General features: G+C 73.0%; 23 protein-coding genes and 1 pseudogene. 13 read left to right on the top strand and 11 right to left on the bottom strand.

Annotation, left to right across the window (positions count from 1 at the left end):
• Positions 1-54: 54 nt before the first annotated feature.
• The gene (locus tag AB0I42_RS26190; RefSeq protein ID WP_357541070.1) at positions 55-255 is read right to left on the bottom strand and encodes a DUF5999 family protein; all 201 of its coding nucleotides are present in this window, start codon (positions 253-255) and stop codon (positions 55-57) included.
• A gap of 104 nt (positions 256-359) precedes the next feature.
• Between AB0I42_RS26190 and AB0I42_RS26185 the strand changes: the two genes are divergently transcribed.
• Entirely contained in the window at positions 360-1,619 is a 1,260-nt protein-coding gene (locus AB0I42_RS26185) for a chorismate-binding protein (RefSeq protein ID WP_357541044.1), read from the top strand.
• A gap of 283 nt (positions 1,620-1,902) precedes the next feature.
• Entirely contained in the window at positions 1,903-2,400 is a 498-nt protein-coding gene (def, locus tag AB0I42_RS26180; RefSeq protein WP_357541042.1) for a peptide deformylase, read from the top strand.
• 21 nt (positions 2,401-2,421) lie between these two features.
• On the opposite strand, the gene AB0I42_RS26175 is transcribed toward def, so the two are convergent.
• From AB0I42_RS26175 to AB0I42_RS26160, 4 genes are all read right to left on the bottom strand, one after another.
• A complete protein-coding gene (locus tag AB0I42_RS26175) occupies positions 2,422-3,657 on the bottom strand; it encodes an alanine racemase (RefSeq protein ID WP_357541040.1) in 1,236 nt (411 codons plus the stop codon).
• Positions 3,647-5,362, bottom strand: coding sequence for an IucA/IucC family protein (locus AB0I42_RS26170; protein WP_357541038.1), 1,716 nt, complete (start codon positions 5,360-5,362; stop codon positions 3,647-3,649). Before AB0I42_RS26170 ends, AB0I42_RS26175 begins: the two co-directional genes overlap by 11 nt.
• Positions 5,362-7,011 carry an IucA/IucC family protein gene (locus AB0I42_RS26165; protein WP_357541036.1) on the bottom strand — a complete coding sequence of 550 codons (1,650 nt, stop codon included), beginning with the start codon at positions 7,009-7,011 and terminating at the stop codon, positions 5,362-5,364. Before AB0I42_RS26165 ends, AB0I42_RS26170 begins: the two co-directional genes overlap by 1 nt.
• A gap of 200 nt (positions 7,012-7,211) precedes the next feature.
• Positions 7,212-7,979, bottom strand: a complete 768-nt coding sequence (locus tag AB0I42_RS26160; RefSeq protein WP_357541034.1) for a TSUP family transporter — start codon at positions 7,977-7,979, stop codon at positions 7,212-7,214.
• Positions 7,980-8,511: 532 nt separating this feature from the next.
• On the opposite strand from AB0I42_RS26160, the gene AB0I42_RS26155 reads away from it, so the two are divergent.
• From AB0I42_RS26155 to AB0I42_RS26135, 5 genes and pseudogenes are all read left to right on the top strand, one after another.
• A complete protein-coding gene (locus AB0I42_RS26155; protein WP_357541032.1) occupies positions 8,512-9,294 on the top strand; it encodes an endonuclease/exonuclease/phosphatase family protein in 783 nt (260 codons plus the stop codon).
• 59 nt (positions 9,295-9,353) lie between these two features.
• A pseudogene (locus AB0I42_RS26150) lies at positions 9,354-10,373 on the top strand (Hsp70 family protein); the annotation flags it as partial.
• Between the two features lie 765 nt (positions 10,374-11,138).
• The gene (locus AB0I42_RS26145) at positions 11,139-12,272 is read left to right on the top strand and encodes a hypothetical protein (protein ID WP_357541076.1); all 1,134 of its coding nucleotides are present in this window, start codon (positions 11,139-11,141) and stop codon (positions 12,270-12,272) included.
• A gap of 84 nt (positions 12,273-12,356) precedes the next feature.
• Entirely contained in the window at positions 12,357-13,337 is a 981-nt protein-coding gene (locus AB0I42_RS26140; protein ID WP_357541068.1) for an ATP-binding cassette domain-containing protein, read from the top strand.
• On the top strand, positions 13,334-14,167 hold the full coding sequence (locus AB0I42_RS26135) for an ABC transporter permease (RefSeq protein ID WP_357541030.1): 834 nt from the start codon (positions 13,334-13,336) through the stop codon (positions 14,165-14,167). The genes AB0I42_RS26140 and AB0I42_RS26135 overlap by 4 nt, the downstream gene beginning before the upstream one ends.
• Here AB0I42_RS26135 and AB0I42_RS26130 read toward each other — a convergent pair.
• The 3 genes from AB0I42_RS26130 to AB0I42_RS26120 form a co-directional block, all read right to left on the bottom strand.
• Positions 14,136-14,918: a pentapeptide repeat-containing protein gene (locus AB0I42_RS26130; protein ID WP_357541066.1), complete on the bottom strand. Its 783-nt coding sequence runs from the start codon at positions 14,916-14,918 to the stop codon at positions 14,136-14,138. The genes AB0I42_RS26135 and AB0I42_RS26130 overlap by 32 nt on opposite strands.
• A 193-nt stretch (positions 14,919-15,111) precedes the next feature.
• Positions 15,112-15,687: a maleylpyruvate isomerase N-terminal domain-containing protein gene (locus AB0I42_RS26125; protein ID WP_357541028.1), complete on the bottom strand. Its 576-nt coding sequence runs from the start codon at positions 15,685-15,687 to the stop codon at positions 15,112-15,114.
• A 25-nt stretch (positions 15,688-15,712) separates the two neighbouring features.
• A complete protein-coding gene (locus AB0I42_RS26120) occupies positions 15,713-16,285 on the bottom strand; it encodes a dihydrofolate reductase family protein (RefSeq protein WP_357541026.1) in 573 nt (190 codons plus the stop codon).
• Positions 16,286-16,385: 100 nt separating this feature from the next.
• Between AB0I42_RS26120 and AB0I42_RS26115 the strand changes: the two genes are divergently transcribed.
• Both AB0I42_RS26115 and AB0I42_RS26110 read left to right on the top strand, forming a co-directional pair.
• Positions 16,386-16,964, top strand: a complete 579-nt coding sequence (locus AB0I42_RS26115) for a TetR family transcriptional regulator (protein ID WP_357541024.1) — start codon at positions 16,386-16,388, stop codon at positions 16,962-16,964.
• Between the two features lie 51 nt (positions 16,965-17,015).
• Entirely contained in the window at positions 17,016-17,747 is a 732-nt protein-coding gene (locus tag AB0I42_RS26110) for a methyltransferase domain-containing protein (RefSeq protein ID WP_357541064.1), read from the top strand.
• Positions 17,748-17,977: 230 nt separating this feature from the next.
• Here the strand turns inward: AB0I42_RS26110 and AB0I42_RS26105 are convergent, their stop codons facing one another.
• Together AB0I42_RS26105 and AB0I42_RS26100 are read right to left on the bottom strand one after the other, a co-directional pair.
• The gene (locus AB0I42_RS26105; protein ID WP_357541022.1) at positions 17,978-18,463 is read right to left on the bottom strand and encodes an NUDIX hydrolase; all 486 of its coding nucleotides are present in this window, start codon (positions 18,461-18,463) and stop codon (positions 17,978-17,980) included.
• Complete coding sequence (locus tag AB0I42_RS26100; protein ID WP_357541020.1) at positions 18,460-18,939, bottom strand: hypothetical protein; 480 nt, start codon at positions 18,937-18,939, stop codon at positions 18,460-18,462. Before AB0I42_RS26100 ends, AB0I42_RS26105 begins: the two co-directional genes overlap by 4 nt.
• 35 nt (positions 18,940-18,974) lie before the next feature.
• On the opposite strand from AB0I42_RS26100, the gene AB0I42_RS26095 reads away from it, so the two are divergent.
• Complete coding sequence (locus AB0I42_RS26095; protein WP_357541019.1) at positions 18,975-19,637, top strand: hypothetical protein; 663 nt, start codon at positions 18,975-18,977, stop codon at positions 19,635-19,637.
• 388 nt (positions 19,638-20,025) lie between these two features.
• A complete protein-coding gene (locus AB0I42_RS26090) occupies positions 20,026-21,765 on the top strand; it encodes a hypothetical protein (RefSeq protein WP_357541017.1) in 1,740 nt (579 codons plus the stop codon).
• Here AB0I42_RS26090 and AB0I42_RS26085 read toward each other — a convergent pair.
• The gene (locus AB0I42_RS26085; protein ID WP_357541015.1) at positions 21,730-22,197 is read right to left on the bottom strand and encodes an NUDIX hydrolase; all 468 of its coding nucleotides are present in this window, start codon (positions 22,195-22,197) and stop codon (positions 21,730-21,732) included. The two genes, AB0I42_RS26090 and AB0I42_RS26085, sit on opposite strands and share 36 nt — an antisense overlap.
• A gap of 14 nt (positions 22,198-22,211) precedes the next feature.
• On the opposite strand from AB0I42_RS26085, the gene AB0I42_RS26080 reads away from it, so the two are divergent.
• Both AB0I42_RS26080 and AB0I42_RS26075 read left to right on the top strand, forming a co-directional pair.
• The gene (locus AB0I42_RS26080; RefSeq protein WP_357541013.1) at positions 22,212-22,862 is read left to right on the top strand and encodes a sugar phosphate nucleotidyltransferase; all 651 of its coding nucleotides are present in this window, start codon (positions 22,212-22,214) and stop codon (positions 22,860-22,862) included.
• Positions 22,863-22,897: 35 nt separating this feature from the next.
• Positions 22,898-23,050, top strand: coding sequence for a hypothetical protein (locus tag AB0I42_RS26075; protein ID WP_357541011.1), 153 nt, complete (start codon positions 22,898-22,900; stop codon positions 23,048-23,050).
• Position 23,051 lies beyond the last annotated feature (1 nt).

The following is a 23,051-nucleotide window of genomic DNA, read 5'->3' as shown; positions in this document are numbered from 1 at the left end:
GGATGCAGTGACCGGACCGTGGCCCGACGAGTGGTCAGGCCCGGCAGGCTCAGGTCAGGCGGCCAGGGCGTGTCGGGCCGGACCGCGGCGCGGTGCGATAGTGCTGCCGTCGGGCAGCAGTTCCCCGGTGTCCTCGAAGCTGATGACGCCGTTGCAGAGCAGGCTCCAGCCCTGCTCGGGGAAGCAGGCGATGACGCGGGCGGCTTCCCGGTCGGTCGCGTCGGCGGAGGGGCAGGTCGGTTGGTGCTGGCACATCAGGATCTCCGGTGTGGGGGCGTTGCGTTCGGCTGTGTAAAAACTCACATGAACAGTGATGCACGTTACCAAGTCGAACGACGCGTTTTCGAGCAGGTAACGGCATGATCAGGGGAGAATCCACCCTTCGTATGAGGCACATCGGACCACTTGGCGTGGGAACGCTCCCAACCCGGCCCCTTGCGTCACGCACCGTGACCGGAACAAGGCTACCCGCCCTGCGGGAGCGCTCACGACTGGAGTGGCGGATCACCGACGGTGGCGACCCGACCCGGCTGCTCGAGGATTTCCTCGCCCACGCCGGACTCCCCGTACGTGACCTGACCGCCCCGCCCCGGACACCCGGACCCGACGCACCGGCCGGCGCCACCGTCTACCTCTCCACCGCGGCCGCCGCCCACGCCCTCGGCGCACCGACCGGCCCGGCCAGCCCCGTGCCGGCCGTACCCGACCTGGTCGCCGTCGTCCACGAGCCCGCCACCGACCCACACCCCGACCGGCCGCCGGCCGCCGGCGGACCGACCGACGGCGCCTGGTGGCTCGGGCCGTGGCGGGAGAGTTGGACGCCGGCCCAGCACGCCGCCGCCGTCGAACAGGCCCGTACGGCCATCGCCCGCGGCGACATCTACCAGGTCAACGTCGTCGGCCACGCGTCCGCCGACTACACCGGCGACCCGCTGCCGGCACTCGCCCGGCTCGCCACGCTCCCCGGCGCCCGGTACGGGGGAGTGCTCCAGGGGGCCGGCTGGGCAATCGGCTGCGCCTCCCCGGAGACCCTGGTCGAGGTGACCGCCGGCCGGGCCACCACCCGCCCGATCAAGGGAACCCGCCCGGCGACCGCCACCGGCCGCGCCGAACTGCTCGCCTCGCCCAAGGAACGCGCCGAACACGTCATGATCGTCGATCTGGAGCGCAACGACCTGGCCCGGGTCGCGAAGACCGGCACCGTACGCGTCGACGAGCTCTACGGCATCCGGCGCTGGTGCGACCTGTGGCAGGCGGAATCCGTCGTCTCCGCCGACCTCGCCGACGGCTGCGGACTCGCCGAACTGCTGCGCGCCGTCTGCCCCGGCGGCTCGGTCACCGGCGCGCCCAAGCACGCCGCGCTGGCCGAGATCGCCGCCCACGAACCGGTCGGCCGGGGCGCCAGCATGGGCGCCCTCGGCTGGATCGGCCCCGACGGCATCGACCTCGGCCTGACGATCCGGACCGCCGCCGTCGACGCCGACCGGGTGCACGTCTGGGCCGGCGGCGGCATCACCTGGGGCAGCGACCCGGACGCCGAGGTCGCCGAGGCGGCGGCGAAGGCCGCCCCGGTCCGCGCCGCCCTCGCCGGCCCGGCCGGCACCCGCCGCCCGGCCTGACCCACGCCCCGCCGCCGCCGGCGCCACGTCGTGGGCGTCACGTCGTGGGCGCCACGTCGTGCTCGCGCCGGTCCGTGGCCGTCGGTCGCGGCCGCCACCCTCCGGCGGCCGGGTACCGCTGTCGCGCCCCACAGCGAATTCAGTGTGGATACCGCGAATTCGCTGTCAGCCGCAACAGCAACCCTCTCCCGGGACCCGGCCCGTGCGCGGCCGCCGCCCGCCCCGCAGCGGTCCCGTACCGGCTACCGGCGCGGGCGCACCGGCGTCGGCTAGCCTTGCCGGCATGACGATGCGGCCGATCCGGATCATCGGCGACGCGGTGCTGCGCAGCCCCTGCGACCCGGTCACCAGCTTCGACGCCGAACTGCGTGCCCTGGTCACCGACCTGATGGACACCATGCTCGGGGCGCCCGGCCGGGCCGGCGTCGCCGCACCACAGATCGGGGTCGGCGCCCGCGTCTTCGTCTACGACGCCGACGGCCACCGGGGCCACCTGGTCAACCCGACGATCGAACTGTCCGAGGAGACCCAGGACGGCGAGGAGGGCTGCCTGTCCATCCCCGACCTGTACTTCCCGACCCCGCGCGCCATGCACGCCACCGTCCGCGGCTTCGACCAGCACGGCGAACCGCTGACGGTCACCGGTAGCGGCTTCCTGGCCCGCGCGCTCCAGCACGAGACCGACCACCTCGACGGCCGGCTCTACGTCGACACGCTGCGCGGCGACGTACGCCGGCAGGCGCTGCGCGAGATCCGGGCCAACCCGCGGGCCCGTAGCTGACCGATTCCGGCCGGCCCACGGTCAGAGCACGACCGTCCGCGGGTGCTCGTGGCGCAGGAAGTCGTGGTGCGAGATGTCCCAGCCGTACGCGCCCGTGCGGCTGAACAGCAGTACGTCGCCGACCCGCAGCCGGGCCACCCGCTGGCCCCGGGTCAGCACGTCGCGCGGGGTGCACAGCTCGCCGACCGCGTCGACCGGCACGTCCCGCACCTCCGGCCGCGCGAACGGGTACGGCCACCGGTCGACCGGCAGCACCTCGAACGGGTGGCTGTAGCCCCAGGCCGCCGGCAGCCGGAAGTGGTGGGTGCCGCCGCGCAGCACGGCGAACCAGCGGCCGTGGGTGTGCTTCAGGTCCAGCACCTGGGCGGCGTACCAGCCGGCGTCGGCGGCCAGCCAGCGGCCCGGCTCGAAGACCAGCTCGGCCCCGTCCGGCAGCAGGTCCCGAACCGGCGCCAGCCCGCGCCGCAGCACGTCGAGGTCGAACTCCGCCGGGCCGGCGCCGTCGGACCCCGCCGCCCCACCGGTGTAGTCGACGCCGAGGCCGCCGCCGACGTTGACGTACCCCAGGTTCAGGCCGTGCCGGGCGGCGGCCGTGACCGACCAGCGGACCGCGTCGACGACGAAGTCGGCGTGCGCGGCCGCGTCGAGGTTGTTCGACACCGCGTGCAGGTGGAAACCCACCGGCCGGACGGCGGGCAGCGTCGCGGCCAGCCGCAGCACGTCGGCCAGCTCCGCCTCGTCGATCCCGAACGGGGTCGCGGTGCCGGTCATCCGGTGGCTGCCGCCGGGCCCGCCCGCCGCCCGGTTGACCCGCAGCGCGACCCGGACCGGCGCACCACCGGAACCGCCCCGCGAGGCAAGGCCGGCCACCGGCCCGGCGCCGTCCGCCGCGACCAGCGCCAGCCGGCGCAGCTCGAGGACGCTCTCCACGTTGACCAGCGCCCCGGCGTCGACCGCCGCCCGCAGTTCGGCGTCGGTCTTGGCCGGCCCGCCGAAGACGATCCGGGCCGCCCCGGCGTCCCGCGCCAGCGCCAGCTCGCCGCCGGAGGCCACCTCCAGCCCGTCGGTGGCGGCGGCGAGCGCGGCCACCACGTCCGGATTCCCGTTCGCCTTCACCGCGTACAGCAGGGTGCTCCCGGCCGGCAGCGCGGCCCGCAGCGCCGCCGCCCGCTCCCGCAGCGTCGCCCGGTCGTAGACGTACGCGCAGACCGGGCCGGGCAGCGCCCGGACCGCCGCGGCGACCCGCTCAGGCGGCATGCAGCGGGTTCCGTACCGGGATGTAGATGTCGCCGTCGCCGGCCAGCCGCATCCGGACCAGCGCCTTGTGCGGCACCCGGTCGGCGGTCAGCGCCGCGTGGTCGGCGGCGGCCGCCGCGGCGGTGGCCGGGTCGGCGCGCAACGGCTCGTACACCTCGTCCACGACCGCGCGTACGGCCCGCCAGGCCGCCGGCTCGGCGAGACCGTGCGAGCCGGCCAGCCGCACCACCAACTCGCCGAGGTGCGCCTGCAGCGCGGTGTAGCCGACCTTGGCCCGCAGCACCGCCACGTCGTCGGTGCCGACGACCGAACCCGGCCACAGCGGCACCGACCGGCCGGCGGCCGCCAGCCTCGGCCGGTGCAGTCGCAGGCCGGCGAAATCCCGGAACACGATCCGGTGCGGCACCCCGTCGACGAACGTCGGCAGGCAGTTCTGCAGGTGCGCCTCGAGGCCGATGCCGTACCGGGTGGCCAGGCGCAGCACCGGGGTGAGCAGCAGCCGGGCGTACTCGGTCAGGAAGCCCAGCGCGGCGCCCGCCCGGTCCGGCCGGCCGCGGGTCACGGCGTACCGGTCGACCAGGGCGGCGAGCACGGTCCCGGCACCGTCGCGGGCCGGCAGCGCACCCCCGGGTACGGCGACCTCGCCCTCGCCCAGCCGGTCGTCGAGCCCGGACCGCAGGATCGCCGACGCGTCCCGCCCGGCCCCGGCCGGCAGCGCCGCCCCGGCGGTCTCGGCGAGCAGCAGCACCCGCCCGCCGGCCGGGTCGTCGGCGAGCAGCCGGTGCAGCAGGGCGGAGATCGCCGGCCCGTTGCGGGTGCTGGCGACCGAGATCGTCCGGCGGGTCGACGTCACCTGGATGTCCAGCGACAGCTTCAGGTAGCGGCGCCGGCCGTCGCGGCCGGCCGGCAGCAGCAGGGTCCGCAGCGCCGCCGTCGGCGCGGCCGTCAGCTCCCCGTCGAGCGGGCGCAGGGCACCGTCGCGCCACAGGTCGGCGTACCGGTGCGGCAGCACCGACTCGAGCTGCCAGGCGTGCACCGGCTGGCTGACGTAGCCGGGCGGAGCGGCGGGAACGTCCGGATGACCGGCGGCGAGTTCGGCGCCGATGTCGTCACCGGTGAGCAGGTCGCGCCGTACGGCGACGAACCCGACCCGGGTCGCCCCGGCCTCGAGGTCGTGGGCGAGGACCTCGGCGACGCTCCACCCCAGCCGGGTACGCCCGCACGGGTGCAGGTTGTGCCCGTCGACGGCGAGCCGTTCCGCGTCCACCGCCGACCCGTCGGCACCGGACCCGGCCGGCACCGGGCGGGTGGCCCGCCGGGCGTACGCGATCGCGAGGTTCACCACGGCGTTGGTCAGTTCGGTGGCCAGCGCCCAGCCCCGGCGGTCCATGACCTGGCCGGGCAGCAGGTCGACCGGCTCGTCGGCGTCGACGGTGTCGAACTCGACCCGGTCGAAGCCGTGCCGGGTCCCGGCGCCGGCCCACCGGACCCGGGCGTCGCCGATGTCCTCGCGGACCAGGGCACCGGCGAGCCGCCGGCCGACGGTCGACGCGGCGGCGGGCAGCGCCGCCCGGAATCCGTCGACCAGGTCGGGGGCGTGGATCCGCAGCTCGTCGGCGGTGTGCGCGGCGGCGCCGGCGACCGTGCCGACGCCGGTGGCGCAGGCGCACAGCCGGCGGCGGTGGATGGTGGGGATGGCGGTCATCACAGCTCCGCGAGCGGGTTCGGTACCCGGGCCCAGACGACGTCGAGCGGGTCGGCGGCCATCCGCATCGCCGTCGTCGCCTTGACCGGCAGGGTGGGGCGGAAGAGCAGGTCGTCGTCGTCGGGGGCGGCGGCGGCGACCGCCGACCACAGCGTACGCGGATCGGTGCCGTACGCCCGGCTCAGCACGGCGACCTGCTCGGCGAGCACGGTGCCGGCGGCGGCGAGCAGGGTGTCGCGCAGTTCGGCGGGGTCGTCGGTGGCCAGGTCGCCGTGGACCGGCGGGGCGGTGACGTCGTGGTGCGCCAGCCGCGCCGGGCTGAGCCGGATGCCGCCGACGTCGCGGTAGAACAGCCGGGTCGGCCGGCCCTGCCGCAGCCCGACCAGCGTGTTCTGGCCGTGCGCCTCCAGCGCCACGCCGAGGTCGAGCATCCGTAGCAGCGGTGGCAGCAGCACCCGGGCCAGGTCGGTGAGCCAGCCGGCCGGGTCGCCGCCGTACCCGAGGGTGACCGCCTCGGTGACCAGCGGGCGACCGTCGGCCGGCGACGGGGCGGCCAGCGCGGCCAGCGGCAGCACGGTCTCGCCGGGGTCGGCCGACGGGGCGCGGCGTACCACGACGGCCAGGCTGCGGCACGGTTCGCCGTCGACGAGTACGGCCCCGGCGGCGGTCTCCGGCAGCACGGTGAGCCCGCCGATCCGGGCGGCGAGACCGGCGAGCAGGGCGGTGACCGGTGGGCCGTTGCGGACCGCGGCGGCCGAGACGGTGCGTACGGCGCTGGTCATCTGCACGTCGACGGCGGTCTTGACGTGGTGGCCGGGGTCGTCGAGCGGGGCGAGGGTGCGCAGCGACATCAGCGGGCGGGCCGGCCGGGTCCGCCCGGTGCGGCGCAGCCACGGGTACGCGTCGAGCAGGTGGGCGGCCTGCCAGGGGTGCATCGGCAGGATCGGTGGCAGGCCGCTGCCGGTGGTCACCCAGCGGTCGGCGGGTACCTCGACCAGTTCGAGGTCGACGGTGGGCCGGTGCTCGGGGGCGTACGCGAGCACGTCGGCGGTCGACATGCCGTACCGGGTCCGGCAGCCGGGGTGCAGCGGGTGGCCGTCGACGACGAGTTGTTCCCAGTCGGCGTCGGTGCGGCCGGGCCGGGTGAGGGTCGGCGGCCTGCCGTCCGGGGCGGGCTGGGCGGCCCGGGCGAGGGCGAGGTTGGCGACGCTGTCGTCGAGTTCGTCGGCGAGCCTGCGGTGGGCGCCGGTCGCCGGGGCGACGCCGCCGCCGAGTGCGGTGACCAGTGGTGCGGGGCCGGCGACGGTGACCCCGTCCAGTTCGAGGTCCAGCCTGTCGGGTGGCGACACGTACGGGGCCGGTGGGGGACCGGTGAGCCGGCGCCCGTCGGCGAGGGTGACGGTGAGCCGCCCGGCGTCGGTGGCCCGGGCGGTCACGCCGGGGACCGGTTCGCGGGAGAGGGCGGTCCAGAGCCGGTTGAGTACGGCCGCCCGGGCGCCGGGTAGGGCGGCGGTGTAGGCGGCCAGCAGGTCGGGCCGCTGGGCGGCGAGGGCGGCGGCGGCGGTGCGTTCAGGGCCGCTGAACGGCTCCGGGGTTCGGTTCGTGGCGCTGTCCGGATGGCCGGAGCGTGGTCCGGTTCGTCCCTGCACAAGGTCATTCTTCCGCGAGCGACCTTGGGCGTCGAGTGGCGGGGTCCGCCCCATGATTACTAGCTTCCTAGGATGCGTTACGCACAGTGCCCCACCTCACAAGCCACGTCGGCGACCTTGCGCCGACGCCGGGGGACCCAGCTTTTCGGGGACGATCCGGGCCGTACGGGGGACCGGCGACCGGCCCAGGCGTACCCGGGTCAGGCGAACTGGTCGTAGCCGAGCTTGGCCACCAGGGCGAGCACGACGACAAGAAGCACGACCCGGACGAACCCGGAGCCGCGCCGCAGTGCCATCCGGGCGCCGACGACCGCGCCGAGGATGTTGCAGACGGCCATCGCGGCGCCGAGCAGCCACCACACGTGACCGGCCAGGCCGAAGACGACCAGGGCGCCGAGGTTGGTGCCGGCGTTGACGAGCTTGGCCATCGCCGAGCCGTGGACGAAGTCGGCGCCGACGATGGTGGTGAACGCCAGGACGAGGAACGTGCCGGTGCCGGGGCCGATCATGCCGTCGTACAGGGCGATCAGGCCGCCGGCCACGGCGACCGCGGCGCTGATCCGGGTCGGCGTACGCCGTAGCGGGTCGGCGGCCATGCCGAGCCGGGGGCGCAGCGTGACGAACAGGGCGACGGCGACCAGTACGCCGAGGACGACGGGCCGGTAGGCGCTGGGCGGGACGGAGCCGGCCAGGGCGGCGCCGAGCCCGGCGACGGGTACGGCGAGCGCGGCGGCCGGTCCGGCGGTGGTCCAGTCGACTTTGGTGCGGCGGGCGTAGGTGATGGCGGCGGTGGTGGTGCCGGCGATGGCGGCGAGCTTGTTGGTGCCGAGCGCGGTCGCGACGGGTACGCCGGGGGCGGCGATGAGGAGGGCGGGCAGGAGGAGGAGTCCGCCGCCGCCGACGACCGCGTCGACCCAGCCGGCGATGGCGGCGGCGGTGAGCAGGGTGGCGATGGCTGCGGGGTCCACGTCCGGCGATTCTTCCGGGGTGGGGTGGTGGGTTGCTCCTGGTTGTGCGCAGCCTCACGCACACGCCACCCGCCACCCCGGATGCCCTGGTCGCAGGGCGTGGGCCGCCGACGCACGCCGCGCTCTGGCCGGTGGCGCCGATCAAGGAGAAGTTGCGCGACAAGCCTCGCGAAACGCCCACGCTTTGTCCTTGATCGCGGCGGAGCGGGGGAGGCCGGGCTGATCAAGGAGAAGTCTTACGGCAATTCGCGCGGAACGGGCACGCTTCCTCCTTGATCGCGCGGAGGAGCGGCGGTGCGGCCGCGCGGCGGAGGGCGGGGCGGTGGGGTGACCGGGGTCAGGGGCGGGGGTGGCGGCGGAGCCAGATTCCGATGGCGCCGAGGGCGAGGAAGAGCAGGGTCGAGCAGCACAGGAGCTTGATCAGCACGGGGTCACTGTGGCACAGGGGCGGTGTGCTGTGGGTGGGCCGGCAGGGGCGAGGGGACGGTTTGTGTCGCGGGCGCCGTGGCCGGTGCGGTCTTATGGTGCAGTGATGCGCCTGGCGACGTTCAATCTGCTGCATGGCCGGTCGGTGCACGACGGGTTGGTGGTGGGGGAGCGGCTGGTCGCTGCGGTGGGTGCGTTGGATGCGGACGTACTGGCGCTGCAGGAGGTGGACCGGGGGCAGACGCGTAGCGGGGAGTTGGATCTGACGGCCGTGGTGGCGGGGGCGTGTGGGGCGGAGGCGTACCGGTTCGCGCCGGCGGTGGTCGGTACGCCGGGGGAGCGGTTCCGTTCGTTGGATCATGACGATGACGGGGTGGGGGAGCCGTGTTACGGGGTGGGGTTGGTGACGCGGTTTCCGGTGCGGTCGTGGCATGTGGCGCGGTTTCCGGGGGCGCCGTTGCGGTCGCCGGTGTACGTGCCGGGTTCGGGGTTCATGCGGTTGCGGGATGAGCCGCGGGTGGTGTTGGCGGCGGTGGTGGTGGGGCCGTGGGGGGAGTTGACGGTGGCGGCGACGCATCTGTCGTTCGTGCCGGGGTGGAACGTGTGGCAGTTGCGGCGGGTGACGCGGTTTCTGCGGGGGTTGCCGGGGCCGCGGGTGTTGTTGGGGGATCTGAATCTGCCGGGTGGGTTGCCGGGGTTGGTGTCGGGGTGGCGGTCGTTGGGGCGGCGGCCGACGTATCCGGCGGTGCGGCCGCGGGTGCAGTTGGATCATGCGTTGGTGGATCGGCGGGGGGTGGGTGGGTTGCCGCCGGTGGTGGCGGTGCGTACGCCGGTGGTGGGGGTGTCGGATCATCGGCCGTTGGTGGTGGAGTTCGGGGGTAGGGGTTGACGGGTGTCGGTGGGGTTGTCGTCGGGGGGCAGTAGCATCCGCCGCGGTGCGTCCGTGTCGTGTCGTTAGGGGTGGGTGTCGTGTTGGAGCCGGTTCGGCTGGCGGTGGATCTTGGCACGACGCATACGGTCGCGGTGGTGCGGCGGGGGGATCAGCAGCCGAGGGCGTTGTTGTTCGACGGGTCGCCGTTGTTGGCGTCGGGGGTGTTCGTGGATGCGGCGGGGGTGCCGCACACGGGTCGGGATGCGCAGCGGTTGGCGGGTTCGGAGCCGGAGCGGTTCGATCCGCATCCGAAGCGGCGGATCGACGAGGGGCGGGTGCTGCTGGGTAGTCATGAGGTGCCGGTGGAGCAGTTGCTGGCGGCGGGGTTGCGGCGGGTTGCGGTGGAGGCGCGTACGGCGGGAGTGGATCCGACCGGGGCGACGGTGTTGACGTGTCCGGCGGATTGGGGGCAGCCGCGGCGGGCGGTGTTGTTGGCGGCGGCGCGGCAGGCGGGTTTGGGGCATGTGCGGTTGTTGGACGAGCCGATTGCGGCGGCGACGTACTGCATGCAGGTGTTGGGGCAGCAGGTGCCGCCGTTCGGGTGTCTCGGGGTTTTTGATTTTGGTGGTGGGACGTTGGATGTGGCGGTGGTGCGGCGGGAGTCGGCGGGGTTGCGGGTGTTGGCGACCGGCGGTTTGGATGATCTTGGTGGGTTGGATGTGGACAGTGCGTTGGTAGCTCATCTGGGGCAGTTGGTGGGGGTTCGGGATCCGGGGTTGTGGGAGCGGTTGCGAGCGCCGCGGGGGTTGGCGGAGCAGCGGGATCGGCAGGCGTTCTGGGCGGAGGTGCGGTCGGCGAAGGAGATGTTGTCGCGTACGTCGGCGGCGCCGGTGCATGTGCCGGGGCGGGAGGAGCCGATGCATCTGACGCGTGAGGAGGTGGAGCGGATCGCGGGTCCGCTGGTGGCGCGGGCGGTGGACGAGACGCGGCGGGTGTTGCAGCGGGCGGATGTGGAGCCGGCGACGTTGGCGGGGTTGTTGCTGGTGGGTGGTTCGAGTCGGATGCCGTTGGTGGCGAGCCGGTTGCATGCCCGGTTGGGGGTGGCGCCGGCGGTCCCGGAGCAGCCGGAGTTGCCGGTGGCGTACGGGGCGTTGCTGGCGGGGATGTCGGGCTTGCCGGGGGTGGCGGCGGGTCCGGTGGAGCGGCCGGTGTCGGGTACGGCGACGTTCCCGGTGTCGGGTGTCGGGCCGGTGTCGTCGGTGCCGGTGTCGGGTGGGTCGGTGTCGTCGGTGTTTCCGGTGTCGTCGGTGTTGGGGGCCGAGCCGGTGTCGGGGGTGCCGGGTGTTCGTCCGGTGTCGGATGGTGGTGCGGTGCCGGGTTCTCCGGCGATCGGGCCGGCAACCGGGCCGGTGGCCGAGGCGGCCACCGGGGCGGGGTCGCAGTGGGCGGGGATCGGTGCGTCCGCGCGGCCGCCGGTGGCGTTGCCGGTGTCGGGGGTGAAGCGGCGGCGCCGGCCGGTGGTGCGGGCGGTGGCGGCGACGTTGTCGGTGGCGGTGCTGGTCGGGTGTGTGGCGGGTGCGGTGCAGGGTGGGTCGTGGCTGGCCGGGAAGTTGTCGCAGACGGTGCAGGGGGCCGGTGGTGGGCCGTCGGGGGGTGGGTTCGGGCCGTTCGGTGGTGGCTCGGACGGCGGTGGGCGGTCGGGTGGTGAGCTGGTGCAGGTGACGGAGCGGCCGGCGTCCGGGGTGGGTGAGCTGGCGGTGGCGGTGGTGAATGAGCATGTGGTGTCGGCGGTGGTGGGGCTGGGTGGTACGGAGGTGGTGTCGCTGCCGGTGGCCGGGGGTGAGCCGCGGTGGAGCACGACGTTGAAGGTGGAGCCGACGGAGGTGCGGTTGACGCCGGTCGGTGAGCTGATCGTGGTGGATGCGCCGGATTCGGCGACTGACGGTGGTGACTGGATCCGGTCGGTGTTGCAGGAGTCGGACGGGAAGCTGCTGTGGCGGGGGAAGTGGGACCGGGATCGTACGGATGTGGTGTTCCTGGGCGGTGATGTGGTCGTGGAGGTCCGGGACGGGTTCGACAACTCGGTGGTGCGGGTGGATCTGCGGACCGGTAAGCAGAAGTGGAGTCGTAAGGGTCCGCGGGATCTGCTGGTGATCAACTCGCATCGGGTGGAGGCGATGCGGCAGTGGACGGGGCCTGATGTGGCGGCGGGGCCGGGGGTGTTGCCGGTGGCGTCGGGGACGTTCGTGGAGACGGTCACCGCGGGTGACGTGGTGGTGGAGTTGGACAACGTGCAGGGGCGGGGTTACCTGCTGGACGCGAACACGGGTAAGTCGCGCGGCAGTGGCTCGTTGCCGATCGTGGAGGATTTCTGGACGGCGTTCGACGGGTTCGTGGTGGGGCAGTTGAACGACGACGCGTCGCCGGGGCGTTCGGTGGTGGCGGGTTTCTCGGTGCCGGGGTTCAAGCAGGAGTGGGCGATGCCGTTGGCGGCGGGTACGTCGGTCGACAAGGTGAAGCCGTGTGGTCGGCACCTGGTGTGTGTGGCGGTCGACGCGCAGGCGAACGACGGTGACAAGACGATGGCGTTGGACGTGCGTACGGGGGTGGAGAAGTGGTCGGTCGGGGTGGAGTGGTCCACGGAGGAGGACTGGTTCGTGACCGAGGGTGGGTTGCTGTTCGGTGAGGGGATGTTCGGTTCGCTGCGTGGGGCGCAGGTGCTGGACGCCGACGGGAAGCCGGTGCGGCAGGTCGAGGAGGGTGCCTCGGTGCGGGCGACGGCCGGTGGCCGGATGGTGTTGACCGATGCGGTGGCGCAGGGGCCGGGTGGCGTCGAGTGGTTCGTGTGGGTGGAGGAGGTCGGTGCGGCGAAGGGCACCGAGGGGGTGCCGGTCGGGGCGAGCATTCCGGATCAGGTGGTGTTGGCCGGTGACGGGGTCGGGGTGGTGACCGACGATCGTCGTACGTTGGTGTTGCGGTCGGGGGAGCTGGGTTGATCCGGTTGGTTTGCCGGGTGGGTGTGTCGATGTCGTGCGAGACTCGCGTGTCGGGTGTCCGCGACTGGTGAGGGGGGCCGGGTGGTGGCCGAGCTGGCGATCGAGACGGCCGGGTTGGTGAAGTCGTTCGGGTCGAGGCGGGCCGTGGACGGGGTGGATCTGGCGGTGCCGGCGGGTGGTGTGTACGGGTTTCTGGGGCCGAACGGTGCCGGGAAGACGACGACGATCCGGATGTTGGCGACGTTGTTGCGTCCGGATGGTGGTTGGGCGCGGGTGCTGGGTCACGACGTGGTGCGTGCGGCGGACGCGGTCCGGGCCCGGGTGGGGTTGACGGGGCAGTACGCGTCGTTGGACGAGGATCTGACCGGGGTCGAGAATCTGGTCCTGTTGGGCCGGCTGCTGGGTTTCTCGCGGGGTCGGGCGCGGTCGCGGGCCGGTGATCTGTTGGACGCGTTCGGGTTGTCGGATTCGGCGGGTCGGCAGGTGAAGACGTATTCGGGTGGTATGCGGCGGCGGATCGACATCGCGGCGAGCATCGTGGTGACGCCGGCGTTGATGTTCCTGGACGAGCCGACGACGGGGTTGGATCCGCGCAGCCGTAACCAGGTGTGGGAGATCGTGCGGGCGTTGGTGGGTGAGGGTACGACGGTGTTGTTGACGACGCAGTATCTGGAGGAGGCGGATCAGCTCGCGGGCCGGATCGCGGTGATCGACCATGGTCGGGTGATCGCGGAGGGGACCAGCGGCGAGTTGAAGGCGTCGGTGGGTGCGGGGGTGTTGCACGTGCGGGTGGTGGATGCCGGGCGGCGGGCGGACGCGGAGCGGGTGCTGGCCGGGGTGTTGGGGGTGCCGGTGGTGGCGGAGGGGGATCCGGTGGCGTTGTCGGCGCGGGTGTCGGATCCGTTGCGGGTGTCGGAGGCGTTGGCGGCGTTGGCGCGGTCGGGGGTGGAGGTGACCGATTTCGCGTTGGGGCGGCCGAGTCTGGACGAGGTGTTCCTGGCGTTGACGGGGCATCCGGCGGACGACGATGAGGCGTCGGGTGTCGGCGTGGGGGTGAAGGCGTGACGGCGGTGCGGGAGCGGCCGGCGTCGGGTGAGGCGTTGCGGGCGGTGTTGGCGGTGCGGGAGCGGCCGGCGCGGCCGAACGCGGTGCGGGCGTCGTTGACGTTCGGGTGGCGGGCGATGCTGCGGATCAAGCATGTTCCGGAGCAGTTGTTCGACGTGACGGCGTTTCCGGTGATGTTGACGCTGGTGTTCACGTATCTGTTGGGTGGGGCGCTGGCGGGGTCGCCGCGGGAGTATCTGCAGTTTCTGTTGCCGGGGATTCTGGTGCAGACGGTCGTGATGATCACGATGTACACCGGGGTGGCGTTGAACGTCGACATCGCCAAGGGGGTGTTCGACCGGATCCGTACGTTGCCGGTGTGGCGGCCGTCGGCGCTGGTCGGGGCGTTGTTGGGGGATGCGGTGCGGTACACGCTGGCGTCGGTGGTCGTGGTGACGTTGGGGTTGGTGCTGGGGTTCCGGCCGGCGGGTGGGGTGGTCGGTGTGGCGTTGGGGGTGTTGCTGTTGTTGGTGTTCTCGTTCGCGTTGTCGTGGATCTGGACGATGCTGGGGTTGGTGATGCGGACGCAGAACGCGGTGATGGGGGCGAGCATGCTGGTGCTGTTCCCGTTGACGTTCGGGAGCAACATCTTCGTGGATCCGTCGACGATGCCGGGGTGGTTGGAGTCGGTGGTCCGGCTGAATCCGATCACGCATCTGGTGACGGCGGTGCGGGGGTTGATGGCCGGTGACGTGACGGTCGGTCAGGTGGGTTGGGTGCTGGTCGCGTCGGCGGTGCTGGTGGCGGTGTTCGGGCCGGTCACGATGCGGTTGTACGCGACGAAGCGGTGACCGGCCAGTGGGTGGGGCGGGTCAGGGTCGGTGGGAGCCGGGTGGCGGTGTCGCCGTGGGCGGCGTTGACCTGGGCCTGGGTGAGGAAGATGGCGCCGGTGAGGTCGGCGCGGTGTAGGCGGGTGTCGCGCAGGTCGGCGCCGATCAGGTCGGCGGTGCGCAGGTCGGCGCCGGTGAGGTCGGCGGCGATGAGGTAGGTGCCGCGCAGGTTCGCGCCGCGTAGGTCGGCGCCGGCGAGGTTGGCGCCGATCAGGTCGGCGCCACGGTGGTTGGGGCGTCGGGTGGTGGCGCGGACGAGTTCGCTGGTGCGCAGCAGCAGGGTGTTGACGTCGGCGCGGTGGGTGGCGACGTCGACGGCGGCGACCTGGTCGGGGGTGCCGAGGGTGAGTCGGCGGGTGTGGTCGTAGGCGTGGCGCAGGTCGTGGTGCAGGGTGCGGGCGGCGGGCAGGGTCAGTGCCTCGGCGAGGTACCACAGCAGTTCGTGGAGCTGGCGGGTGGTCGCGAAGACGTCGAACATCTGGCGGGCGGTGGCGGGGTCGTGGCGCCAGTCGCGGCCGGCGTACGTGGTCTGGGAGACCTTCTGGCCGGCGCCGAAGCAGTCGTAGACGGTGCAGCCGGTGAAGCCGGTGTCGCGTAGCCGGTGGTGGATGCCGCAGCGGTTGTCGTCGCGCAGGTTGGCGCAGGGGCGGCCGGCGGGTTTGTCGACGGCGAAGTCGGTGGAGGCGGCGAACGGCAGGGCGACGCAGCACAGGGCGAGGCAGTTGCCGCAGTCGGCGCGTAGTTCGGTGCGGTCGGGGCCGGGTTCGGCGGCCGCCGGGACGTTCGGTGCGCCGCTGCGGTCCGGGCGCGGTCCGCCGGTGGCGGGGCGTCGCGGGTTGTGGTGGCGGGCGGGTTTGCGGGGCAAGGGTGCCGGCCTCCTGTGCTGGTCGGGAGCGGTGGCCAGGCTAGGCGACGGCGGCCTGCCAGGTCCACGGGTTTCGTGGTGGCCGGCCGTCGAGCGGGGCCCGTCCGGTCGACCAGAGCAGGACCTGTGCCGGGTCGCCGGCCGGGGCGTCGGGGAAGAGGCGGGCGAGTACGCCTGCGCACAGTTCCTGCGGTGGCTGCCACGGTACGCCGAGTCCGGTGGTGATGTCGTGGGTGTGCAGGACGGTTTCGGCGACGCCCATGGCGGCGAAGCCGGCCGGATCGCAGGGGCCCCAGTGCCAGGCGCGGGTGTCGGGGGCGGCGGTGGTCAGGGCGGCGTGCAGGAGGCCGCCGCAGGCGGTGATCGTCTGGAGCAGGTCGCGGGGGGTGGCGGTGTCGTGGATGCGCAGGTCGAAGGGGAGGTAGCCGGTGTCGGGGCGGCCGGTGAGCTGGCCGGCGTAGGCGAGCAGGTCGTGGGCGATGTGGGCGGCGGTGGTCCAGCAGGTCCAGGTCAGGGTGCCGGCCGGGACCTGCCAGTCGGTGTCGGTGTGCGGGGTGAGGACGGTGACGGTTTCGGTGACGGCCTGCCGCAGGTGGGTGGCGTCGAGGGTCGGCATGGGGTGATTGTCGCGCGGGTCGGGTTCAGGCGGCCCTGGTGTAGGTGGTCATGACGACGCCGGAGGCGAATTCGTGGGTCTCGACGGGGGTGTAGGTGGTCGGGGTGAACGGGCCGTCGAACAGTGGGATGCCGGCGCCGGCGACGATCGGGTTCCGTTTGATGATCAGTTCGTCGATCTCGTCGCGCAGGGTCGCGGCGAGCTTGCCGCCGCCGCAGAGCCAGATGTCGAGGCCGTCCTGCTGTTTGAGGTCGCGTACGACGCGGACCGGGTCGTCGGCGACGACGGTGACCTGCGGGTCGTCGGTGGTCAGGGTGCGGGAGACGACGTACTGGCGCAGGTGTGGGTAGGGGCTGGTGATTCCTTCGCGCAGGGCGGGTTCGTAGGTGCCGCGTCCCATGACGACGGTGTCGAACCGTTGGTTGGGTAGGTCGGCCAGGCCGAGTGGTGCGCGTACGTGGCCGGGGATCGTCTCGGGGTAGCGGGCGACGATCGCCTCGGTCAGGTCGGCGTGCAGGGGGAAGAAGTCGAACTCGCCGGCGGGGCCGGCGATGTGTCCGTCGAGGGTGGCGGCGACGTAGTAGGTCAGCTTTCGCATCGTTTCCCGTTCCGGTCCGGTCACCGGACCTGATGTACTGTGCTTGCAGTGATTCGACCGTAGTACTGCAGTCACAGTGGTGTCAATCGGGAGGCCTCCCATGCGACAGAACCCGGCCCGGCGCACCGCGCTGCTCGACGCCGCCATCGAGGTCCTGGCCCGCGACGGCTCACGCGGCCTGACCCTGCGCGCCGTCGACACGCAGGCCGCCGTCCCCACCGGCACCACCTCGAACTACTTCACCAACCGCGCCGACCTGCTCGCCCAGGTCATGCGCCGCACCCGCGAGCGGCTCACCCCCGACCCCGCCGAACTCGCCGACACCATGACCGCGCCACCGTCGGCCGACCTGACCGTCACCCTCATGCGCGCGATCGTCGAACGGATGCGCCGCGACCGCAGCAGCCACCTCGCCCTGCTCGAACTGCGCCTGGAAGCCACCCGCCGGCCCGAACTGCACGCCGAACTGACCCGGTTCCTCGCCGCCGACCTGGCCGCCAACATCGACTTCCACGTCGACGCCGGACTGCCCGGCGACCGCCGCGGCGTCGTCCTGCTCTACCTCGCTATGTTCGGCCTGATCATCGAAGACCTCACCGTCCCCGGCCTGCTCGCACCCCACCGGCCCGACACCCTGATCGAGGACCTCGTCGCCCGGCTGCTGCCCCCGCCCGGCTGACCACACCGGCCCCCTTGCCACCGTCGGCCGCACCGTGCTGCGGTGGACGACATGGCCCGCATCGCGTACGACACCACCGCCGCCGCGGCGTTCGAAGCCAACCGCCACCTGACCGACGACGCCGTCGCCGCCTGGCGGCCGGCGCTCGCCCGACACCTCGCCCCCCGGCCCGGACCGCGGCTGCTCGACCTCGGCGCCGGCACCGGCCGGTGGGCCCGGACCCTCACCGCCTGGTACCCCGGCAGCCGTGTCGTCGCCGTCGAACCGTCACCGGCGATGCGGGACCGCTGCACCCACCCCGACGTACGCCCCGGACACGCCGCCGACATCCCGCTGCCCACCGCCGACGTCGACGCCGCCTGGCTGTCCACCGTCATCCACCACGTACCGGACCTGCCGGCGGCCGCCGCCGAACTGCGCCGCGTCGTACGGCCAGGCGGCCCGGTCCTGATCCGTTCGGTGTTCGCCGGCCGCCACCACGGCATCACCCTGTTCCGCCACTTCCCCGAAGCCGTCCGCGTCGTCGACACCTTCCCGGCCGTCGCCGACGTCGAAGCCGCCTTCGCCGTCCACGGCTTCACCACCGCCGCGCTCGAACAGGTCCCGCAGGTCACCGCCGCCACACTCGCGGCCGCCGCCACCGGGCTGCGCCGCGACGCGCACACCCCGCTGCGGCTGCTCACCGACGACGAGTACGCCACCGGCCTGGCCCGGCTGCAGCGGGCCGCCGCCACCGACACCGGCCCGGTCGTCGACACCTTCGACCTGCTCGTCCTACGCTGACCTCAGCCGCCCGGACAGTTCGGTCCTCGGCCGCGTTCCACACGTAGACGACGACCGCCGTTCCATCATCCAGGGCCAGCCGGTAGACGCCCTTGCGGGTACCGCCCCGCAGTCGCCCGACCCCGGTCGCCCGCCGGCCGGCGCCGAACACGGCCCGTACGACGGCGGTATGTCGGGCGCCGAAGCGGCGGCGTTGCGGGCGGGGCGTTTGAGCTCGTGCACGGTGCCATTTATGAGAGACCAAGCGCGCCGTCGGTCAGGTAGACCGTCGTGCCCTTGGCGCGGGCCGCGAACGCGGCCTCGATGCGCGGCGCTACGCGTGGGGGCAGAAGGCTGCGGCACTGCTCCGGGTTGTGGAACCCGAACGTGTCCAGTTCGTCAGGGCAGAGCCGGATGTCGTGGTCGTCCGTGATCCGGCCACCGTCGAAGACGAAGTTGACCAGGGCGCGGATGCGGGGCCCGGCCGGGGCGGCCCAGTCGACGACCAGAAGGTCCCCGGCGGGCAAGGCGAGTCCGAGTTCTTCGCGCAGTTCGCGCTCGGCGGCTATGTTGGGGGTCTCGTGCTGGTCGACGTACCCGCCGGGGATGGCCCAGTGGTCGCGGTAGTTCGGTTTGACCAGCAACACCCGCCCTCGCTCGTCGGTGACGAACAGGGCGGCCGCGGCGTGGAAGGCCGCGAGCTGCGCGTACCACTGCCTCGGCTCAACCCACGTCATTGCCTGACTTTACCCACGGCTGGCGAAACGTAGTCGCGGGCGCGGCGCAGGAACCCGTCGACCATCGGGTTGCCGCGATGCGCAGATAGGCGCCCGGCCAGGTCGGTGATGCGGTCGCTGACGCGGCGGGAGCGGACCCGGCCGGCCAGGTCGAGGGCGTCGTGGCCGAGTTGGCCGGCGTGCTCGGGCTCTGCGGAGGAGCCGGTGGCGTAGACGCTGGCGACCAGCGCGGTGTGCAGGGCGCGGGTGCGTACGCTGCCCTCGCCCAGGTCGAGGGCCTGCCCGGCGTACCCGAGCGCTTCCTTGGTGCGGCCGAGGTCACGCAGGCAGCGGATCGCTGTGCCGGCCAGGTGCGCCGGGGTGAAGTACCCGGCCCACGCCGGTTGATCGTTTCCACCTGCCTTTGCGGTCGCGTCCTCGGCCAGCCGCAGCGCGGCTGTGCAACTGCGGGCGTCCCGGCGATCGCGTGGGCGCACGCCTCGGCGGTGTGCAGCCTGGCCATGACCGACGTGTGGGCGCGGCCGCCGTCGACGGCGGCCCGGGCCAGCCGGACGGCTTCGCCGGGCTGTCGAAGGTAGACGGCCTGGGTGGACATGTTGGCCAGGATGTGTGCGCCGAACCCGACGTGATCGGCTGCCTTCGCCAGGCGCAGCGACTGGATGAAGTGCCGCTGCGCCCATCCGTGATCACCGATGTCGTAGCTCATGAACGCGACCTGGCCGGTCAGCTCGGCGACGGCGGCGAACAACTGCCGGCCTACCCGGTCGGTGTACGTGCCGTGGAGCATCGGCTCGACCTCGCGGTGCAGCCACTCGGCGAGGAACGCGCGGAACTGGCCGCCGCCGTGGCGCCGGTCGAGATCGAGGAACTGCTGCTGGCAGGCGCGAAGCGCGTCGACGTCGGCGAGGGTGACGCGGCGGGCGCCACGGTGGGAGGCGTCCGGGTCGCGGGGGTCGAAGTGCCAGCGCCATCCGGCATCAGCAGTGGCGGCCGCGACAAACGGCACCGCGCTGAGTGCGCCGTGGCGGGCGACTTGCTGCCGCCACAGGTCCGCGACGGTGGCGCGGGCGTCCTTCAGGTCGGCGGGGAACGTCAGGCCGAGGCTTGCCAGCGCGCCACCGGTGGTGAAGCCCAGTGCGTCGACGCCGATCGGCCGGCCGAGACGTCGGGTTAGGACATCGGCGATGACCTGGGGTACCGGGTGGTCAGGGCGGCGGCCGCGCAGCCACCAGTACACCGAGGCGGCGTCGTAGCGAAGCGTCAGCCCGTGCGCGCGGCCGCGCAGGTTGACCTGCCGGGCGAACGCGGCCCGCGCCTGCGCGTACCCCGCCTCCTCGAGGAGCGCATATAGGTGGTGGTTGGAGACCGCTCGTGCCATCGGCCCGTCTCACCACCCTTCCCCGTCGGTGACGCGACCCAAGCATAGAGCGACATCAACGCTGGTCGTGGGTCGCGCAACCCCGCGCAAGCCCTGACAACCCGGCCCAACCCCGCCGACGCCGGAACACCTTCCGCGACGAACGCGTATCCGGCCAGCCTGGACCTCGGAGGTGAGGTCGGGTATGGACACAGCGTTCATCCACGTGCTGGACGAGATCGACCAGCGAGTCACCGATGTACGGGCGCAGGCCCGCGACGCCGGCGTGACCGTGCTGCCACCGCTGCTCGCGCTGGGTACCAGCGAGCGGGTCGGCTCCAACTGGCTGTCGGACACGCTGCGGCCGGTCATGCCGCAGCACAACGAGCCGTTCCGGCAGCAGATCGGCGCACTGCACCCGCTGTCGCCGGTCAACCCGGACGGCGTCGACGTCGAGCAGGTGCCCCGGGCGCTGCTCGGCACGCTCGGCTGGCACGGCCTGGTCGAGTTCGTGCTGGCCAAGTACGCGCCGGTGCGGCATCTGGTCAAGGAGACCAACCTGTTCTTCACCGCGCGGTCGCTGCTGCGGCTGTTCGCCGATGCGCCCGTGGTCGTGCTCACCCGCCGTCCGCTCGGCGTCGCCAGTTCCTTCGCGCGGTCCCAGTTGTTTCATCGGTGGGGGTACGCCGACCGTTACCGGCAGATGGTCACCATGACCTGCGCCGGGCCGCGCGAGCGGTTCGCGCCGCTGGTACCCGATGACGGCCCGGGCGAACTGACCGCGCTGACCCGGCTGATCGTGCTCAACGCGGTGCTGCTGGCCGACGCGCTCGACGGCCGCGACCACGCCCAGGTCCGCTACGAGACCGCAGTGCTCGACCGGCCTGCTGCCTGGGCGGCCCTGGCTGCGCTGATTCCGCAGAATCGCCTTCCGCACGCGACGCAGCCTGCGCCTGCGGCTGGTGACGACCTGTTCGCCACGACCAACCACAAGACCAGGCTGGCCGCGCAGCTCACCGCTGCGGAGGCCGCCCAGGTCACCGCGTGCACGGCGGAGACGCTGTCGGCGGCGGCCGACCGTGTGCCGGCCAGCGTGCTGGCGCGGGCGGCGACGTGGCTGACCGGGGCGGAGCACTACCAGCTGGCTGAGCGGCCCACGCCGTCGCGTAACGGTCGCGGCCGCACGGCGAGCCCGCCGCCGCAAGTCAGGTATGTGTATCTGCACAGGCTCGCTTGGCGGAACCTGCTGGTCAGCAACGCTGAGTTCTGCGGCCTGCTCAACGCGCTGCACGCGGCCGGAATGCCGAACACCCAGCACGGTACACATCTGCTGCTGGTGCCGATGCCGCACGAACGCGGCGGCCGCATCCACTGGTCGCCGGAGCGGGAGAGCTGGATGGTCAGCCCCGGCTTCGCGCATCACCCGGTCTACTGGGTGACCTGGTTCGGGGCGGCCGTGTTCGCCGCGGTCAACTCCGCCCGCCTGCCCACGCACGGCGAACTGTGCGTACTGGCGGCCGACACCGAGCCGTCCAATCACGGCTACGCGCTTGGTGACGTCGCCCCGGTCACCCACATGATCAGCCCGCACGGTGTGCACCACCCGGTCGGCAACGTGCAGGTGTGGTGCGGAGACGGCCCACCAGCGGACTTCGGTCAACCTGTCGAGCGGTGGATCCACGGCGCGGCGTGGAACACCCCGGCCACCGCCGAGGAGGTCAACCGGCTGCGATCCAGGCACCTGCTCGGTGCGTCCCGCGGCATCGGCATCCGGCTCGCGCGGGACGTGAGCGCGCCGTTCACCGGCCCGACCGTCGCGCAGATCGCCACAGTGTTGGACACCTGGATCGATAGCCTCGCCGGCCGGGACCGCAGCCTCGCCGACCTGGATCTCGGGGTCGCGGCCTCGCTACAGGCCGATGTTGGCCTTCGGGCCCATATATGACCCGGCGTCGGGCCAGCCGGCCCTGGCCAACTCCACGAACCGCTCGCTGAACCCCAGCGACGGCAGATCAGCGAGCTTGACGAACTCCACCGCGCGGATCGGCCGGGTGTCCGCCCCGGGCACGACCGCCCCGAGCGTGCCACCCACCCGGCGGCACTCGAAGGTGAGGTGAACGACGTGCGCCTGCACGACATCGCACACGTACAGCAGATCCCCGACCCGGATCTCCAGACCAGTCTCCTCCCGCACCTCACGTTCAAGGGCCTCTTCGACCGTCTCGCCGGGTTCGACCTTGCCGCCAGGCAACGACCACGACCGGTCGCCCTCGGTGTCCTGGTCCAGCAGCAGGATCTGGTCATCCTCGATCACGATCGCGGTGACGCGCACATTCATCGGCACCTGCAGACCGTAACAATCCTGGACGATCACCACCCGACGGCGCGGCCATGAGCCGGCAGCCGATCACCCAGGTCGTCGTCTGCGCAGGTGGCCTGGGGACGAGGGTGGCGACGTGGGCGCGGCACCTGCCCAAGGAGTTCACGCCGGTAGCCGGCCGGCCGGGCATCCTGCACCTGCTCGACGAGCTGACCGCGCTCTCCCCGGCCCAGGTCACCGTCGTGTATCACCCGTTCTACGAGCCGTTCATCGCCTGGGCCAAGACAACACTCGGCCGGGGCGGCCTGGCCGCCTACCGGCGCGCCGCGCGCCTGCCGCGCACCGACCTGCCCCTGAGCGAGCAGCTGGACCTGACGTTCATTCCGCAGCGCGGGCGGTACGCCGACGTCACCTCGGTCCTCAACGGCACCGATCACCTGCGTGCGGCCGGGGACGTGTTCGTGGCGTTCGCCGACAACCTCTACCCCCACGACAACCCCAGCCGCGCGCTGGCGGCCGTCCCGGCCGGACAGACAGCGGTGCTCGTGCGGCGCTACCACCCGGCCGAGGCCGGCCACCGCGGCGTGGCCGTCTCCCACCGCGACGGCGCCGAGCTCGTCCTGACCGACCTGATCGAGAAACCCTCCCAGAGCGGGCGCGGGAACTGGAGGGCGAGCACGGCGCGTCAAGCCTGTGGCTGCTGGAAGGCCGCGCCCGGCTGACCCGAGCGTTCGTCGACCAGCTGCGCCACGCTCCCATGGACCCGGGTACCGAGCCCAAGCTGTCGCTGGCGATCCGCCGGTACGCCACCGGCGAGCCGGTGCGTCTGGTCGTCACCCACTCAGCCGTGACCGACCTGGGCAACCCCACCGTGGACCGGCCATCAACCGTCGCGGCGCTGATGCGGTGAC

The organism is Polymorphospora sp. NPDC050346, assembly GCF_040655695.1.
In the GTDB taxonomy this organism is placed as follows: domain Bacteria; phylum Actinomycetota; class Actinomycetes; order Mycobacteriales; family Micromonosporaceae; genus Polymorphospora; species Polymorphospora lycopeni.
Note: the sequence above shows the minus strand (reverse complement) of the source record. Positions and strands in the feature narration are given on the sequence as shown.

Excerpts from the sequence above, each read along its gene's own strand:
- AB0I42_RS26190 (WP_357541070.1), bottom strand. The coding sequence starts at position 255 with ATGTGCCAGCACCAACCGACCTGCCCCTCCGCCGACGCGACCGACCGG.
- AB0I42_RS26185 (WP_357541044.1), top strand. The coding sequence starts at position 360 with ATGATCAGGGGAGAATCCACCCTTCGTATGAGGCACATCGGACCACTT.
- def (WP_357541042.1), top strand. The coding sequence starts at position 1,903 with ATGACGATGCGGCCGATCCGGATCATCGGCGACGCGGTGCTGCGCAGC.
- AB0I42_RS26175 (WP_357541040.1), bottom strand. The coding sequence starts at position 3,657 with ATGCCGCCTGAGCGGGTCGCCGCGGCGGTCCGGGCGCTGCCCGGCCCG.
- AB0I42_RS26170 (WP_357541038.1), bottom strand. The coding sequence starts at position 5,362 with ATGACCGCCATCCCCACCATCCACCGCCGCCGGCTGTGCGCCTGCGCC.
- AB0I42_RS26155 (WP_357541032.1), top strand. The coding sequence starts at position 8,512 with ATGCGCCTGGCGACGTTCAATCTGCTGCATGGCCGGTCGGTGCACGAC.
- AB0I42_RS26125 (WP_357541028.1), bottom strand. The coding sequence starts at position 15,687 with ATGCCGACCCTCGACGCCACCCACCTGCGGCAGGCCGTCACCGAAACC.
- AB0I42_RS26120 (WP_357541026.1), bottom strand. The coding sequence starts at position 16,285 with ATGCGAAAGCTGACCTACTACGTCGCCGCCACCCTCGACGGACACATC.
- AB0I42_RS26115 (WP_357541024.1), top strand. The coding sequence starts at position 16,386 with ATGCGACAGAACCCGGCCCGGCGCACCGCGCTGCTCGACGCCGCCATC.
- AB0I42_RS26110 (WP_357541064.1), top strand. The coding sequence starts at position 17,016 with ATGGCCCGCATCGCGTACGACACCACCGCCGCCGCGGCGTTCGAAGCC.
- AB0I42_RS26105 (WP_357541022.1), bottom strand. The coding sequence starts at position 18,463 with ATGACGTGGGTTGAGCCGAGGCAGTGGTACGCGCAGCTCGCGGCCTTC.
- AB0I42_RS26090 (WP_357541017.1), top strand. The coding sequence starts at position 20,026 with ATGGACACAGCGTTCATCCACGTGCTGGACGAGATCGACCAGCGAGTC.
- AB0I42_RS26080 (WP_357541013.1), top strand. The coding sequence starts at position 22,212 with ATGAGCCGGCAGCCGATCACCCAGGTCGTCGTCTGCGCAGGTGGCCTG.
- AB0I42_RS26075 (WP_357541011.1), top strand. The coding sequence starts at position 22,898 with ATGGACCCGGGTACCGAGCCCAAGCTGTCGCTGGCGATCCGCCGGTAC.